This window comes from Dyella thiooxydans (genome assembly GCF_001641285.1).
Taxonomy (GTDB): Bacteria; Pseudomonadota; Gammaproteobacteria; order Xanthomonadales; family Rhodanobacteraceae; genus Dyella_A; species Dyella_A thiooxydans.
Genome location: NZ_CP014841.1, coordinates 4,185,616 through 4,200,962, shown reverse-complemented (window position 1 = coordinate 4,200,962; position 15,347 = coordinate 4,185,616). Strand labels below are relative to the sequence as shown.

The following is a 15,347-nucleotide window of genomic DNA, read 5'->3' as shown; positions in this document are numbered from 1 at the left end:
GCGGCTTAGTGGCTGGGTGCTGGCGCGGGTTGCGACGGCGGATTGTTGTTGTCGCCGACGCCGAAGAAGTTGCCGACACGCTGCCAGAAGCAGCTGTCGACCTCTGGCGGCAGGCTGCCGGCGACCACCGGCAGCTGGCGCGCGCCGCTGCATTGCGGATCGGTGCGCTTGCCGTCGGCGGGGTTGATCCAGGCCATCTCCAGGCCGGGGCCGGGCTCAGCCGACAGCGGACGGGTCGGCAGCCGTGCGAACAGGTTGCGCCAGATGCGCAGACCGCCGGTGGCGCCGAACAGCCCGGTCGGCTTGTTGTCGTCGCGGCCCATCCAGAACACCGCCAGACGGTCGCCGGTGAAGCCGGCGAACCAGCTGTCGCGCGTGTCGTTGCTGGTACCGGTCTTGCCGGCCGCATTCAGCCAGGCCAGCCCGGAGTCGCCGATCGAATGCGCCGTGCCGAACACCGCTACCTGCTGCATCGCCCAGGTGATCAGGCGCACCGCCGGCTGGTACTCGCCGGGACCTTCCTGCACCTCGTAGCGCTTGATGGTGCGGCCGTTGCCGTCGACCACGCCACGCACGGCGAGCAGCGGCAGGGCGTGGCCATCGGAGGCGAGGTATTCGTAGAGCTGCGCCAGCTGCAGTGGCGCCATGTCCTGTGCGCCGATCAGCAGCGAGGGACTGGGATTGATGCCCTTGAAACCGAACGACTCCAGGAACGCCTGGATCCGCGGCAGGCCGACCTCGAGTCCCAGATGGATCGTCGCCAGGTTCCACGAATGCGCCAGCGCATCGACCATCGGCAGCATGCCGTGGCTCTGGTTGTCGTCGTTGTGCGGCTCCCACATCGAGCCGTCCGGCTGGCGCATGCTGACCGGGCTGTCGTCCAGCAGCGTACCGAGGTTCCAGTGCGCCGGATCGGTCAGCGCGACCAGGTAGACAAATGGCTTGATGGTCGAGCCGACCGGGCGCTGCGCGTCCATCGCACGGTTGAAGCCGGGGTCGCCGGGGGTCTTGCTGCCAATCACCGCCAGCACGCTGCCGGTATGCGCGTCGGTCACCACGCCGGCGGCCTGGATCGCGTTGCCCCGCTTGCCCAGCGACTTCACCGCCTCGGTGACCGCCTTTTCGGCATACAGCTGCGCGGCCGGATCGAGCGTGGTGAAGATCGACAGGTTGCCCGCACGCAGGGTGTCGTCGTCGAAGTCGGCGCGGATCTGCCGTCGCACCAGGTCCATGAAGGCCGGGAAGCGGTTGTGCGGCAGCTGCGCGTTGTCGGCGATGCCCAGCGGCGTGGCTTCGGCCGCCTTGGCCTGCGCCGCGGTCATCAGGCCGGTCTTGGCGAACTGCTCGAGCACCAGGTTGCGTCGCGCCAGCGCGTGCTCGGGATAGCGCCGCGGATCATAGTAGCTCGGGCCCTTGACCATGCCGACCAGCAAGGCGATCTCCTGCGGTCGCAGCTCTTCCAGCCGGCGGCCGAAGTAGAACTCCGCCGCTGCGGCAAAGCCATGCACCGCCTGGCTGCCCTGCTGGCCGAGGAACACCTCGTTGATGTACGCCTCGAGGATGCGCGACTTCGGATAGTGCGCCTCGATCAGCAGCGACAGGATCGCCTCGTTGAACTTGCGGGTGAAGTTCTGGTTCCGGTCCAGGAACAGGTTGCGCACCAGCTGCTGGGTCAGCGTCGAACCGCCCTGCACCGTGTGACCGGCGCGCAGGTTGGCGAACGCCGCACGCAGGATCGCGGTGAAGTCGATGCCGATGTGGTGCTTGAAGTCGCGGTCCTCGACCGCCTGCAGCCCGCTCACCAGCAATGGCGGTACGTCGGCCAGGTGCACGATGCGGCGCTCTTCCTGCTGCGCGCCATACACGGTCGCGATGCGTGCCGGGTCGAGATGCGCTTCCTTCAGCGGCTTGCCGCTGCCCGCGTCGACCACCGACGCGACCACGCCCCGCCCCATCGTGACCACGATGCGCTTGGGCAGCTCGCCGCCGTCCGGGCCGGCGTAGCCGCGCGAGGAGATCGTATAGCGTCCGCCATGTTTGCCCCAGCGTCCGGGCAACTCGCCCTTGCCGTCCTCGCTGTAGCCGGCGAAGGTCAGCTCCAGCTCCAGCGCCGCCGGCGTCATCGGCTCGCCGGCCTCGAGTTGCAGCGGGCGCGCGAAGACCCGCGTGGGTACCGCGAACACCAGGTCGTTGAAGCGGTCCTGCACGCGCTTGTTGAGCACCAGTGTGTAAGGCAACAGGAAGCCGAAGAACAGGCCCACCCCGATCCAGAACGGAATGCGCACCCACGGCCAGGCGGTGCGGACGAAGGATTGCAGTCGGGTCACAAAGGCCAACGCGAGGAATTCCCGGGGAAAACAGGGATCGATGATAGGCCCTCACCCCCGGCGCAAATATGAATGCCCGCCCCGCGGGCGGGGCAGGATGCGGGCACGACGCAGGCGATCCGCGGGCGGATCAGCGCGCCAGCCCCCAGCAGCCGGCGTCCGGCCGGAACGGCCGCGGCTGCACGCCGAGCAGACGCACCAGCGCCGTGTTGTCGGCCACCAGGTCCTCGTCGAGGCGTGCCAGCGGACCGCGCAGCTTCGGTGCCAGACGCGCGGCCAGATGCAAGGCGACGCCCGGTACCGGCAACGGCACCGTGGCAACCGCCAAGCTGTCGCGCACGCGGGCGAACATCTGCGCTGCGGTCAGGCGCTCGCCGCCGCCGATGGGCAGGATCCCGCCGCTTGCCGCCGCCGGATCCAGCGCGGCGATGCTCGCCATGGCAATGTCGTCGGCGTGCACGGGCTGACGGAGTCCGCGCCCCGCCGGCAGCGGAAACAGATGGAGCCGCGCAGCGCGCCGGGCGATCGGGGTCAGGCTGCGGTCGAGCCCGGCACCGTAGACGATGGTCGGGCGCAGCACCATCCACGCCAGTCCCCGCGCCGAGCATGCATCCGCCAGCGTCTGCTCGCCCTCGTGCAGCAGTCGCGCGATCTCCCGTTCGGCGGCCACGACGGAGTCGCGCTTGGTCTGCGCACTCATCGAACTGGTGGCGACGATGCGCGGAGACCCGCGCAGCGGCGCCTGCGCCAGCCACTGCGCGAATGGCAGCAGCGGCCCGTAGCTGACGATGCCGGACAGCGCCGGCAGGTCGCGTGGCATCGCATCGGGCAGGCCACCTTCGATCCAGCGCACGCCGGACTGCGCCGGCTGCGACCGGCGGCTCAATGCAAGCACATCGTGTCCGGCTTCGCACAGCCGCGGCAGCAGGAAACGGCCGATCTGGCTACTGGCGCCCAGCACCAGGAGGGTCATGCGATCACCGCCCGGCGTTGTTCAGGCGCGCGGTCAGCTCGGCCAACCGGGGATGCTGTGGCGCCAGCTTGCGCACGCGATCCAGCGATTGCGAGGCACCGGGGCGGTCGCCGCTGTCCAGCTGCTGCTCGGCGCGATCCAGCCAGGCTTCGGCGAGGCGATGGCGCAGTTGGCCCTGGTTCGGATCGCCCGGCGACAGATCCGCCAGGTTGCCGAGCATATCGCCAGCGGTGGCCAGGCGCCCGCCCTGCAGCGCCTGGTTGAACAGCTGGATCACCGTCGCCGGCAGGTTCTGCAGGCCATCGCGCGCGGCCTTGTCGTTGCCGTCGATGGCCAGCGCGCTGCGGTACAGGTCGTAGGCGCTCTGGCCCGGCGGCAACATGATGTCGCCCCGCTGCGCGGCCTCTTTCGCCTGCTGCACCAGCGAACTGACCTGGGCCTGTTGTGCCGGGGTCAGGCTGGGCTGCAGCAGCGCGCCGGACGCGTCGTCTTTCGCCGGCGCCGCCGGAGAGGCGCTGGCTGTTCCACCGGCGGCGCCGGTCGGCGCCGCCCCGGCTTGCGCAGCCGGGGCCGACGATCCGGCCGCAGCCGGGGCTGCCTGGCCCAATCGTGCCCGGGCGGCAGCCAGGTCGGCGGACTTCGGCGCCAGCGCCTGGGCCTGGTCGAGCAGGGCCCTGGCCTGGGCGTCGTCACCGCTGTCGATCGCCGCATTGGCCTGCACGGTGAGCGCCTGCACCACCTTGCCCAGTCCCGACTGGGCAGCCGGGTTGTTCGGGTCCAGCGTCAGCGCCTTCTGGAAATACGCCAGCGCGGTGTCGTCGCCGGAACCGCTGATGCGACCGGCGCGCAACGCATCCATGCCCTGGGTCACCGCCTGGTTCACCGCATCGTCGTGGGCGCGCTGCACCTGGGCCTGCTGTGCGCGCAGCGACGGCAGGTCACCATAGCGCGGCAGCAGCGAGGCGAGCTTGTCGATCGCCGTTCCAGCGGTGGCCGCGTCGCCGGCATCCAGCGCCTTGCGCGCCAGATCGGCGTAGGCCCCGCCGACCTGGTCCAGGCCGTGCGAGGCCACCGCGTTGCCGGGGTCGGCGGCGAGCACCTGCGCGAACAGCGCCGCGGCGCCGTCGGGACCGTCCAGCTTGCCTTGGGCCAGGGCGTCGCGCGCCCGTTCGACCAGGTCCGAGGCATGCATGTGGGTGAGGCGCGCCTGGGCGATCGCGCGGTCCAGCTGGTCGACGTCGGTACCGCCGCCGAGCAGTTCGCGCGCGGCCGAAGCGGATTGCGTGGCGGCATCGAGGTCGCCGGCACCGAGCTGCTTCTGGCCCTGGGCCAGCTCGGCCTGGCCGACGGCACGCAGGCCGTCGAGCGCGCGGTCGTTGTCCGGCTCGAGCGCGCGCGCGGCCTGGAACAGTTCGCGTGCGCTGGTGCCGTCGGTACCGTCCAGATGCCCGGCCTGCAGCGCGGCATTGGCGCGGGAGAGCACGTCGTTGAAGCTGGTACGCGGCACCATGCCTCGCAGCGTGTCCTGGTTGAGCCAGGCCACCGTCGCCAGCCCCACCACCACGAGCAGGGCCAGCGGCACCAGCCAGCCGCGCTTGCGGGCGGGCTGCTGTTCCGGTTCCGCTTCGAGCTGGCGGCGCGCACGCGACGAAGCCGCCGCGGCGCGATGCGACGGCGCTTCCACGTCCACCCGGGGCAAGCCATCGTCCGGAGCCGGCGGCGCGGGTGCCGGACGATCCAGATCGTCGAGATTGCCCAGGGTGGGTTCGGTGCGCCCTTGCGGGCCGCGCGGGTCGTTGCGTCCGCTCATCGTGAGTCGCCAGGTCGATAACCGCCGAAGCTTAGCATCCGACCCCGGCCGGGCCGCCCGGGTTCGGACGGCCATTCAACTGCCAGCCGGCTCAGCGTGCGCCGACCCGGCGCGCATCCACCACGTTGGACAACGCCACCAGCTTCGCCAGCAGGTGCGAGAGCTGCTCGTAGTCGCGCACGCGCAGGGTGAAACGCATCTCCACCTCGCCGGTGCGCACGAACATGCGACTGGACGAGGCGATAATCGGGATGTTGGCGTTGCTGATCACCGCGGTGACGTCCTTCTGCAGGCCCTTGCGGTCGTAGCCGTGCAGTTCGATATCGACCTGGTAGGCCTGCGCCGGCACCCGCCCCCAGCTCACCTCGATGACCCGGTCCGGATCGCGCCGGGCGAGGCGGGCAAGCGCGGGGCAATCGGCGCGATGCACCGACACGCCGCGCCCGCGCGTGACGAAGCCGCGCACCGGGTCGCCCGGCAGCGGCTGGCAGCAGCGCGCCAGCACGGTGAGCAGGTTGCCGATGCCTTCGATGGTCAGCGCGCCCTGGTCGATCGTCGGCACCCTCGACGCCGCTGGCGGAGGCGAAGCCGGCTCCGGCGGTTGCGCCGCCTCCTGCAGCAGGCGGGCGATCTGTCCCGGCGCCACTTCGCCCAGTGCCAGCGCGATCAGCAGTTCGTCGTGGGTCTTGAGATGAAAATGGGCCGGCAGCGCGGCGAGATCGGCGTTCGGCAACGCCAGGCGCTTGAGCTCGCGCTCGAGCATGGCGCGACCGGCGGCGAGGTTGGCGTCGTGGGCGATGCGGCGGAACCAGGCGCGCACCTTCTCGCGCGCCCGCGCGGTGTTGAGGTAGCCGTGGTGCGGCGAGAGCCAGTCGCGGCTGGGCTCGCCGACCTTGGTGGTGAGGATCTCCACCCGGTCGCCGCTGCGCGGCTGGTAGCTGAGCGGCACGATGCGCCCGTTGACCTTGGCGCCGCGGCAGCGGTGCCCGACCTCGGTGTGCACGTGGTAGGCGAAATCCAGCACGGTGGCGCCGTGCGGCAGGTCGAACACCTCGCCCTTGGGCGTGAGCAGGTAGACGCGATCCTCGACCAGTTCGGTCTGCAGCCCGGCAGCCAGCTCGCCCTCGCCGTCGGCACGCGGCTCGAGCAGCCGGCGCATCCAGGCGATCTTCGCCTCGAATTCGGCGTCGGCACCGCCACCTTCCTTGTAGCGCCAGTGCGCCGCCACGCCGAGCTCATTGGCACGATGCATCTCGTGGGTGCGGATCTGCACCTCCAGCGTCTTGCCATGCGGGCCGATCACCGCGGTGTGCAGCGAGCGGTAGCCGTTGGCCTTGGGCCGCGCGACGTAGTCGTCGAACTCGCCGGGCAGGTACGGCCACAGCGCGTGCACCACGCCCAGCGCGGCATAGCAGTCGGCCACGCTGTCGACCAGGATGCGTACGGCGCGGATGTCGTACAGGTCGGAGAAGGCCAGCGACTTGCGCTGCATCTTCTTCCAGATCGAGTAGATGTGCTTCGGCCGCCCGGCCAGGTCGGCACGGATGCCGGCCGCCTCCAGCGAGCGGCGCAGTTCGGCCAGCGACTCGCGGATGAACTGCTCGCGATCCTCGCGCCGCTCGTCCAGCAGCGTGGCGATGCGGCGGTAGGTATCGGGCTCGAGGTAGCGGAAGGCCAGGTCCTCCAGCTCCCACTTCAGCTGCCAGATACCCAGGCGGTTGGCCAGCGGCGCATGGATGTCGCGGGTGAGCCGGGCCAGCCGGACGCGCATCCCCTCATCCAGCGTCATCGCGGCGCGCATGCGGGCGAGCTGCCGCGCCAGCAGCACGAACACCACGCGCACGTCGCGGATGATCGCCAGCAACAGCCGGCGCAACCCTTCCGAACTCGCGGCACCGCCCGGCTGCGCATGCAGCGTCCACACTTTCTCCGCCGCCTGCTGACCGTCGACCAGCCGGCGCACGTCCGCCGGCAGTGCGGACTGATTCGCCTCGTAAACATCCGGCGCCGCCTGCGCCAGCGCGAACCAAAGCGCTGCGGCCTGGGTGGCGGTGTCGCAGTCGAGCATCACCAGCAGCTCAAGCACATCCACACATTCGGCCTGATCGACCGGTGAGGCGGTACAGGCATCCAGTGCCGCGGCGAGCAACGCCGGCACGTTCCGGGCGCGGGCGCGCCACGCGGCGAACGTGGAAACGGCGATGTCGGGAGCCTGGGCCATCGGGCGGAATCCTTGGATAACCGGTCCATTGTAAGGGTGGACCGGCAACGCGCCTTGACCGACGCTCAGCCGTCCACGGCCTCCAGCGCCCGCGCCAGCCGCTTGGCCGACACCGGCTCGGCGGTCTTCAGCTCCTGCGCGAACAGCGACACGCGCCACTCCTCGATCAGCCAGCGCAGCTCCTCCAGCCCATCGCGCCCCTCGGCGCGGTGGTTGAGGTAAGCGCGCCAGTAAGGCAGCACCTGCAGCATGCGCTGCTGGTCCCTGGCCGGGTCCTGGCGCAGGCGCTCGGCGCGCAGGCGCATCGCCTTCAGGTACCGCGGCAGGTGGCCGAGCCGCTCCACCGTCAGCTCGCGCGCGAAACCCGGTGCGAGCAGCGCATCGAGCTGCTCGTGCAGGTCGTCATAGCTGGCGCGCGCAAAGCCGATCAGCGGCGGCTCCAGCCACGGCTTCAGCTCGGCCTGCGCCTCGATGATCGGCTCGACCCGCTTGAGCCGCTCGATCGCCGCACCGAACAGCTCGCGCGCCGCCTGCGTGCGCAGCGCCTCGAATGCACCGGCGGTGCGCACGTCGAGCTCGTGGCGCTCGAGCAGGTCGGCGAAGCCGCCTTCGACCAGCTCCTCACGCAAACCGTCGACACTGCCCAGTGGCGCGTACTTCAGCGACAGTGCGTTGACGATCGGCAGGCGTCGGCGCGCCTGCTTCATGTCGCTGGCCAGCGCATTGCGCAGCAGCCGCACCACGCCGTCGCGATGCGCCTCGCTCGCCTCGTCGCGCCGTTCGAACACGCGCAGCGCCACCGCCTCGCCGAGATCCACCAGCGCCGGGAACGCCAGCAGGCCGCCGGCCGAACGCACCTCGGGCGGAATCTCGTCGAAATCCCAGCTGGCAACGTCTTCGCGCATCAGCTCGACGTCGGTCTTGCGCGAGAACGCCTCGCGCGCCTGGCCCTGCCACTGCGCGCGCAACGCGGCCAGATCGCGCGAGGCGGCCAGCGTGCGGCCGCTGTCGTCGTGCAGGCGGTAGCGCATGGAAAAGTGCGCCGGCAGCTCGACCGGGGCGAACTCGGCGGCGCTGATCTCCACGCCGGTGGTGCGCTTGAGGAACGTGGCCAGCGCCCTGGCCAGCGGCTCGTCGCGCGGCGCCTCGGCCTCGACGAAGGCGCGGGAGAAATCCGGCGCGGGCACGAAGTTGCGCCGCAACGCCTTGGGCAGGCCGCGGATCAGTTCGGCGACCTTCTCGGCCAGCAGGCCGGGCACCAGCCATTCGCAGCGTGCGGTCGGCAGCGCGTTGAGCATCGCCAGCGGCAGGTGCAGGGTGACACCGTCGGCTTCGTCGCCGGGCACGAAGCGATACTCCAGCCGGTAGCGCTGGGTGCCGATGTCCATCGCTGCAGGGAACGCCTTCGGGTCCAGCCCGGCGCCGCCGACCAGCACGTCGTCGATCGACCAGCGCAGCGCCGCCTGCTCGGCTGGGCGCGCGCGGCGATGCCAAGCCTCCAGTGCGCGGCTGCTGGCGATGTCCTCGGGCAGCTTGCCTTCGAAGAACGCGACCAGCTCGTCCTCGTGGCGGATCAGGCCCTCACGCCGCTGCTTGGCCTCGATGCCGCGCGCGTCTTCCAGCACGCGCTGGTTGGCGCGCACGAAGTCGACCTTCGCATCGATGTCGCCACGCGCCAGCGCCTCGCGCAGGAAGATCCGATGCGCCAGCGGCGGGTCCTGCGACTGGAAAGTCACCGCGCGCCGCTCGACCAGGTTCAGCCCGAACAGGCTCACCTGCTCATAGGCCACCACGCAGCCGCGCTTGCGCGACCAGTGCGGCTCGCGGCAGCTGGCCTTGACCAGGTGTGCGGCCTGCTCCTCGATCCACTGCGGCTCAACGCGGGCGCACATCATGCCCCACACCTTGCCGCCGATATCCAGGATCTGCGCGGCGAACACCCAGTTCGGCGGCAGCTTCGCCAGCGCCGAGCCGGGGAACACCTGGAACTTGCGCTCGCGCGTGCCGCGGAACACGCCTTTCTCGTCCTTGCGGCCGACCTGGGTCGGCAGGCCGGCGAGCAGGCTGCGATGGATGGCCTCGAACAGGCGGCTGGCGGCGGCCTCGTCGTCGACCGGTGTGGACGATGCCTTGGCCGGCACCGACGGCCGGCGACCACGATCCTGCACGGTCGCCCCGCCCTGCCCCTCTTCCGGCTTGCCGCCACGCCGCCCCGGTCGACCGGCCTCGGCCCGGCTGTGCCGGTCGCGCCCGTGCGGCGGAGCCGCAGCCTGGTCGCCTGGCGCTGCTTCGACGGCGGAACCCTCGCGGCTCGACCAGCCCATCTCGCCCACCACCAGCAGCAGCTGCCGGTGCAGCTCGCGCCACTCGCGCATGCGCAGGAAGGACAGGAAATGCCGCGAACACCAGTCGCGCAGCTTCGACTGGGTCAGCTCCTCGCTGGCGTCGTGGTAGGCGCGCCACAGGTTGAGCACGCCGAGGACATCGGACTTCGGATCGGCGAACACCGCATGCGCCGCGTCGGCCTGCTGACGCGCATCGGCCGGGCGCTCGCGCGGGTCCTGGATGCTGAGGAAGGACACCACGGTGAGCAGCTCGCGCAGGCAGCCGAGCCGGCGCGCTTCGACCAGCATGCGGGCCAGCTGCACGTCGATCGGCAGGCGCGCCAGGTCGCGGCCGATCGCGGTGAGCGTGCGCTTGTCGTCGATCGCCGAGATCTCCGCCAGCCGGCGGTAGCCGTCGGCCACCACGCGCGGATCGGGCGCCTCCAGGAACGGGAACTCGTCCACCTCGCCCAGCTTCAGGGCGAGCATGCGCAGGATCACGTTGGCCAGCGAGGAACGCAGCAGCTCCGGGTCGGTATAGGCGGCGCGGCCGGCGAATTCGGCCTCGTCGTACAGGCGGTAGCAGATGCCCGGGCCGATGCGACCGCAGCGCCCCTTGCGCTGGTCAGCGGCGGCCTGCGAGATCGGCTCCACGTGCAGCCGCTCGAGCTGGCTGCGCTGGCTGTAGCGCTTCACCCGCGCGGTGCCGGTATCCACCACGTAGCGGATCCGCGGCACGGTGAGCGAGGTCTCGGCGACGTTGGTGGCCAGCACCACGCGACGCTTCGGACCGGGCTTGAACACGCGGTCCTGGTCGGCGGCGGAGAGCCGCGCGTACAGCGGCAGAATCTCGGTCTCGCGGTACTGCCGGCGCGACAGCAGCAGGTGCGCGTCGCGGATCTCGCGCTCGCCCGGCAGGAACACCAGCACGTCGCCGGGGCCGCCGCCGAGGCTGCGGTCGGCGACGATCTCGTCGATCACCTGGGCGATGTGCTCGGCGCTGCCCTGCTGCACGTTCGACGGTAGGAGCGCCCCCTGTGCGCGACCGCTTTTCGGCACGGCAGGAGAAGCGTCGCGCACAGGGTGCGCTCCTACGGTATCGACCGGGCGCCAGCGCAATTCGACCGGGTACGCGCGGCCTTCCACCGACACCACCGGCGCGTCGCCAAAATGCTCGGCGAAACGCGCGGTGTCGATCGTCGCCGAGGTGACGATGATCTTCAGTTCCGGCCGCTTCGCTGCCAGCCGCTTGAGGTAACCGAGCAGGAAGTCGATGTTGAGGCTGCGCTCGTGTGCCTCGTCGATGATGATGGTGTCGTAGCTCGACAGCCACGGATCGCCCTGCGTCTCGGCCAGCAGGATGCCGTCGGTCATGAACTTCACCAGGCTGCGCTCGGACACCTTGTCGGTGAAGCGCACCTGGAAGCCGACCTGGTCGCCCAGCGTGGTGCCCAGTTCCTCCGCCACGCGGGCGGCGACCGAGCGCGCGGCCAGCCGGCGCGGCTGGGTGCAGCCGATCATGCCGGCCTCGCCACGACCGGCGGCCAGGCACAGCTTGGGCAGCTGGGTGGTCTTGCCCGAGCCGGTCTCGCCGGCGATCACCACCACCTGGTGCTTGCGGATCAGCTCGACGATGGCGTCGGCGCGGGCGGTGATCGGCAGCGATTCGTCCAGCCGGATCGCCGGCTTGGCCTCGACGCGGGCCTGGCGCGTGGCCGCGGAGGCGGCGATCGCCGCGGCCAACGCGTCGGCCTTGCGCACGTCGCCCTGGCGTTGAAGCCCGCGCCAGCGGCCGAGCAGGCGGCCGAAGTCGCGGGTGCACACGCCGTCCAGCGCCTGGCGCAGTTCGCGCAGGCGGGCGGCAGGGATCGGGGCGGAAGCGGTGGCGTCGGTCATCGGACCGCACATGATAGCGGCAGCCTATGGCCGGCATCGGGAGGTTTCATTTCCCGGCGACGGAAGCGGCGACTATGCTGGACTCCTGCAAGCAACGAACCCACCGAAGGAGCCCCTATGGCCATGAATATCGGTATTGCCAAGAAGGATCGCGAAGCGATCGCCAAGCATCTGTCCAAGCTCTTGGCCGACACCTATTCGCTGTACCTGAAGACCCACAGCTTCCACTGGAACGTGACCGGCCTGCAGTTCAACAGCCTGCACGCGATGTTCGAGACCCAGTACAACGAGCTGTGGCTGGCCGCCGACGAGGTCGCCGAACGCATCCGCACGCTGGACGTGTTCGCCCCGGGCTCCTACAGCCAGTTCGGCAAGCTGAGCGCGATCAAGGAGGAGTCCGGCGTCCCCGACTGGAAGGACATGGTCGGCCAGCTGGTGGAAGGTCACGAGATCGTGGCGCATACCGCCCGCGAAACCATCAAGGTGGCCGACAAGGCCGGCGACGAAGGTACCGCCGACATGGTCACCGGGCGCCTGAAGGAGCACGAGAAGACCGCCTGGATGCTCCGCTCGCTGCTGAAGTGAGCGAACTCCACCGGTGGAACGAAAAGCCCGCCCTCCAGCGGGCTTTTCGTTCTGGGCTTATTGCGGTCGGGTATAGCCGGATTGCAGATAACGACGGAGGGCCCGCAGGGTGACGACCGGCCCGGTAACGACGCCGCCTGCGATGGAGACGATCTGGCTGTCGAAGTAGAGGGCGCGCGGCACAGCCGGAACCCAGCCACGGCCATCCCGCCGGTAGCGCTTTCCTTCGAACCATTGCTCGACCTTCATCGCGTCGCCGGGCCCGAGAGGCATGCATCCGGGCTGCCCGGCGACCGCCGAGGGCAACATGCCGATCACTGCACCTTCCGCGATCGCAATCGGCAGTCCGGACCCCGTGAATCCGTGAACAATCACCGTCGCCGCGACGCACAACAAGACCAGGCCGGTGAAGAACCAGAGGCGGTAACGATCCCGCGCCTGCTCCCGCAGCGAAGCAATCGCAATGGGATAGCCATCTTGCTTCGACATACTGTCTCCCGTCGGCAAGGCGGTGGGCAGAACGCCCACCGCCGGTCCCTGCTTACCCCTTCGGGGCCGGCCCCTTCACCGCCGTGACGAAGGCCTCCGGCCGCACGTGTTTGGCGAACGCCTGCTGCACCTGCAGCGCGGTCATCTCCAGGTAGTGCTTCGCGGCGACCGTGGTCGCATCCAGCGGCTTGCCCTCGATCGCCAGACCGAGCAACTGCCCGCCGATACCACCGAAGCTGGATTCGCCCAGCGGCATCTGCCGCAACAGGATGCCCTTGGCGCGATCTAGGTCGGCCGGCGATACCGGCGTCGTCTGCATCTGCTTCAGGTCCTGCACCACCAGTGCGCTGGCCGCCTTCACCTTGTCCGGATCGGCGCCGTAGTCCACCGAGTAGGTGCTGCGGTTCCTGCCGTAGTCGAAGCTGGTACCGACGCTGTAGACCAGGCCGCGGGTATCGCGCAGGTCGTGGTAGAGGCGCGAGGCGTAGAAGCCGCCGCCCAGCACCTCGTTGCCGAGGTTCAGCGCATAGCGGTCCGGATCGTCGCGGGTGACGTCGATGGTCTGCGCCATCGTCACGCTGTCCTGGCTGGCGCTGGTGTCGGGCACGTGCAGCTGGCCGGCATGGTTCGCCGGCACCGCGGCGTAGTCCACCTCGGGTTTCGGCCCGCTCGCCTTCCAATCACCAAAGGCCTGCTCCACCACCTGCTTCACCTGCGCCGGATCGACCTTGCCGACCACCACCAGGGTGGTCATGTCCGGTCGGAACACCTGGGCGTAATACTGCTTCACCTTGTCCAGGGTCAGGCCCATCACGCTCTGCGGCGTGGCGTGGCGCAGCTCCGGATCGCCGGCCGGCAGCAGCGCCTGGTCCAGGCCGATCTGGGTCAGGAAATCCGGCGACTGCACCTGTCCGGCGACGAAGCCGGCCGTCTGCCGCTGCACGATCGGGAACGCCTTGGCCGGCAGCGCCGGGTGCAGCTCGGCATCGGCCAGCAACTTCATGCCCTCGGCGAAGTGGGTCGACGGCACCGCCAGCGAGAAGCTGCTGCCGGCGGACGCACGGGCGCTGATCGCGTCGAGCGCGGCCTGGTACTGCAGGCGGTCGAGGTGGGTGGTGCCGAACTGGAACAGTTGACCCAGCACGTCGGCGACGCCCTCCTCACCCTTGGGTGCCTGCAGGTCCTGGTTGGTCTGCACGCGGCCGAAGGCCACCACGGTGTTGCTGATCGCCTCCGGCTGCACGATCAGCCGCATGCCGTTGGCGAGGTGGTAGTCGACCGGGTGCAGCGAGGACTTCGGCACGCTCAGCTTGGCGAAGGCCTTGGCCGCCCACTCGGGCAGCTGCACCGGCTTGTCCGGGCTGGAGGCGAAGCTTTCCGCGCCGCCGAAGCCCTTGCCCGCAATCGGCTTGCCCGAGCTCTCCGGGGTCAGGATGGCGGTCACGGCATGGGCAGGATCGAAGGTCGCCCTGGCCAGCGCATCGACCTGCGCCGGGGTCACCGCCTCGATCGCCTGCCTGATCGCATCCGGCGAGTCGAGCCCCTCGAATGCCAACGCCTGCGACCAGGCGTTGGCCAGCCCATCCACCGAGTTCTTCTTGAATTCCAGCGCCGCGATCGCCTGGCGCTTGGCCGCATCGACCAATGCCGGATCAACGCCCTTGCTGGCCGCCTGCGCCAGGATCGAACGCATCCGTGCCAGCACCGGCTGCGGGTTGCCGCCACGCGGGAAGATGCCGACCGCCATGCCGAAGCCGGCCTGCGGCATGAACTGCGCGGCGAAGCCGCCGTAGAGCGCGGTGCCGTCCATGCCCATGCCGAACAGTCCGGCACGCTTGGACGCCAGCGCCTGGCCGAGCACCGCGGCCGTGGCGTAATCCTTCGCCTTCATGCCGGGCAGGCGATAGGCCAGGTACACCGAACCGTAGGGACTGTCGGTCGGCAGGGCGACCGCCTTGGCCTGCACGGGCTTGAAGGAAAATTCCGGCCGCGCCGGCAGCTGGCTGCGCGGGATGTCGCCGAACTCCTGCTTCACCCTGGCCAGCGTCGCAGCCGGATCGACGTCGCCGGCAATCACCAGGATCGCGTTGTTCGGCGCGTACCAGGTGTCGTGGAACCGCTTGAGCATCGCCGCCGACGTCTTGTCGAACGAGGCACGCGTGCCCAGCGGCGTGTGGCCGTAGGGTGTGCCGGCGAACAACTGAGCCTGCAACTGCTCGTAGGCCTTGTAGGACGGGTTGGACAGGTCGCGCGAGACTTCCTGCTCGATCGCGCCGCGCTCCTTCGCCCAGTCCTTCTCGGTCACGTCCACGCCGCGCATGCGCAGCGACTCGACGTGCAATGCCACGTCCAGGTCCTGCGACGGCGTGACGAAGTAGTACTGGGTGACGCCCTGGGTGGTATCGGCGTTGAACGCGCCGCCCATGTTCGCCGCGATCGCGGCGAGCTGGTCCTTGCTCAGTCCCGGGCTGCCACGGAACATCATGTGCTCCATCGCGTGCGCCGTGCCCGGGAACGCCGCCGGCACCTCGTCCGAGCCGACCAGGTAGTTCAGCTCGGTGGTCACCACCGGCGCCAGGGTATCGCGCACGATCACCACGCGCAGGCCGTTGTCCAGCGTGGCCCGGGTGACGTCGGCGGGGACCGCCGCGGCCTGAACCTGGCCGATCGCACCGGCCGCCAGAAGCATGCCGATCACGGCACTCATCGAACTCTTCTTCAT

Annotated in this window: 8 protein-coding genes; 1 reads left to right on the top strand and 7 read right to left on the bottom strand. The window is 70.1% G+C overall.

Features of this window, described 5'->3' with window-relative positions:
* Positions 1-5: 5 nt before the first annotated feature.
* The 5 genes from mrcB to hrpA all read right to left on the bottom strand — a co-directional run bounded on the left by mrcB (position 6) and on the right by hrpA (position 11,551).
* Positions 6-2,336 carry a penicillin-binding protein 1B gene (gene mrcB, locus ATSB10_RS18675; RefSeq protein ID WP_063674202.1) on the bottom strand — a complete coding sequence of 777 codons (2,331 nt, stop codon included), beginning with the start codon at positions 2,334-2,336 and terminating at the stop codon, positions 6-8.
* A gap of 121 nt (positions 2,337-2,457) precedes the next feature.
* On the bottom strand, positions 2,458-3,300 hold the full coding sequence (locus ATSB10_RS18670; RefSeq protein WP_063674201.1) for an SDR family oxidoreductase: 843 nt from the start codon (positions 3,298-3,300) through the stop codon (positions 2,458-2,460).
* 4 nt (positions 3,301-3,304) lie between these two features.
* Entirely contained in the window at positions 3,305-5,110 is a 1,806-nt protein-coding gene (locus ATSB10_RS18665) for a tetratricopeptide repeat protein (RefSeq protein ID WP_063674200.1), read from the bottom strand.
* Positions 5,111-5,201: 91 nt separating this feature from the next.
* Positions 5,202-7,331 (bottom strand): RelA/SpoT family protein, encoded by a 2,130-nt coding sequence (locus ATSB10_RS18660; RefSeq protein WP_063674199.1) that lies wholly within the window; start codon positions 7,329-7,331, stop codon positions 5,202-5,204.
* A gap of 65 nt (positions 7,332-7,396) precedes the next feature.
* Positions 7,397-11,551 (bottom strand): ATP-dependent RNA helicase HrpA, encoded by a 4,155-nt coding sequence (gene hrpA / locus ATSB10_RS18655; protein WP_063674585.1) that lies wholly within the window; start codon positions 11,549-11,551, stop codon positions 7,397-7,399.
* 117 nt (positions 11,552-11,668) lie between these two features.
* On the opposite strand from hrpA, the gene ATSB10_RS18650 reads away from it, so the two are divergent.
* On the top strand, positions 11,669-12,136 hold the full coding sequence (locus ATSB10_RS18650) for a Dps family protein (RefSeq protein WP_063674198.1): 468 nt from the start codon (positions 11,669-11,671) through the stop codon (positions 12,134-12,136).
* 57 nt (positions 12,137-12,193) lie between these two features.
* Here ATSB10_RS18650 and ATSB10_RS18645 read toward each other — a convergent pair whose 3' ends face one another.
* Entirely contained in the window at positions 12,194-12,625 is a 432-nt protein-coding gene (locus tag ATSB10_RS18645; protein ID WP_063674197.1) for a hypothetical protein, read from the bottom strand.
* Positions 12,626-12,677: 52 nt separating this feature from the next.
* A complete protein-coding gene (locus ATSB10_RS18640; protein WP_063674196.1) occupies positions 12,678-15,347 on the bottom strand; it encodes a M16 family metallopeptidase in 2,670 nt (889 codons plus the stop codon).

What these genes read in the sequence shown, in the direction of transcription:
- ATSB10_RS18670 (WP_063674201.1), bottom strand. Translation starts at nt 3,300, where the DNA reads ATGACCCTCCTGGTGCTGGGCGCCAGTAGCCAGATCGGCCGTTTCCTG.
- ATSB10_RS18665 (WP_063674200.1), bottom strand. Translation starts at nt 5,110, where the DNA reads ATGAGCGGACGCAACGACCCGCGCGGCCCGCAAGGGCGCACCGAACCC.
- hrpA (WP_063674585.1), bottom strand. Translation starts at nt 11,551, where the DNA reads ATGACCGACGCCACCGCTTCCGCCCCGATCCCTGCCGCCCGCCTGCGC.
- ATSB10_RS18640 (WP_063674196.1), bottom strand. Translation starts at nt 15,347, where the DNA reads ATGAAGAAGAGTTCGATGAGTGCCGTGATCGGCATGCTTCTGGCGGCC.
- ATSB10_RS18650 (WP_063674198.1), top strand. Translation starts at nt 11,669, where the DNA reads ATGGCCATGAATATCGGTATTGCCAAGAAGGATCGCGAAGCGATCGCC.
- ATSB10_RS18645 (WP_063674197.1), bottom strand. Translation starts at nt 12,625, where the DNA reads ATGTCGAAGCAAGATGGCTATCCCATTGCGATTGCTTCGCTGCGGGAG.
- ATSB10_RS18660 (WP_063674199.1), bottom strand. Translation starts at nt 7,331, where the DNA reads ATGGCCCAGGCTCCCGACATCGCCGTTTCCACGTTCGCCGCGTGGCGC.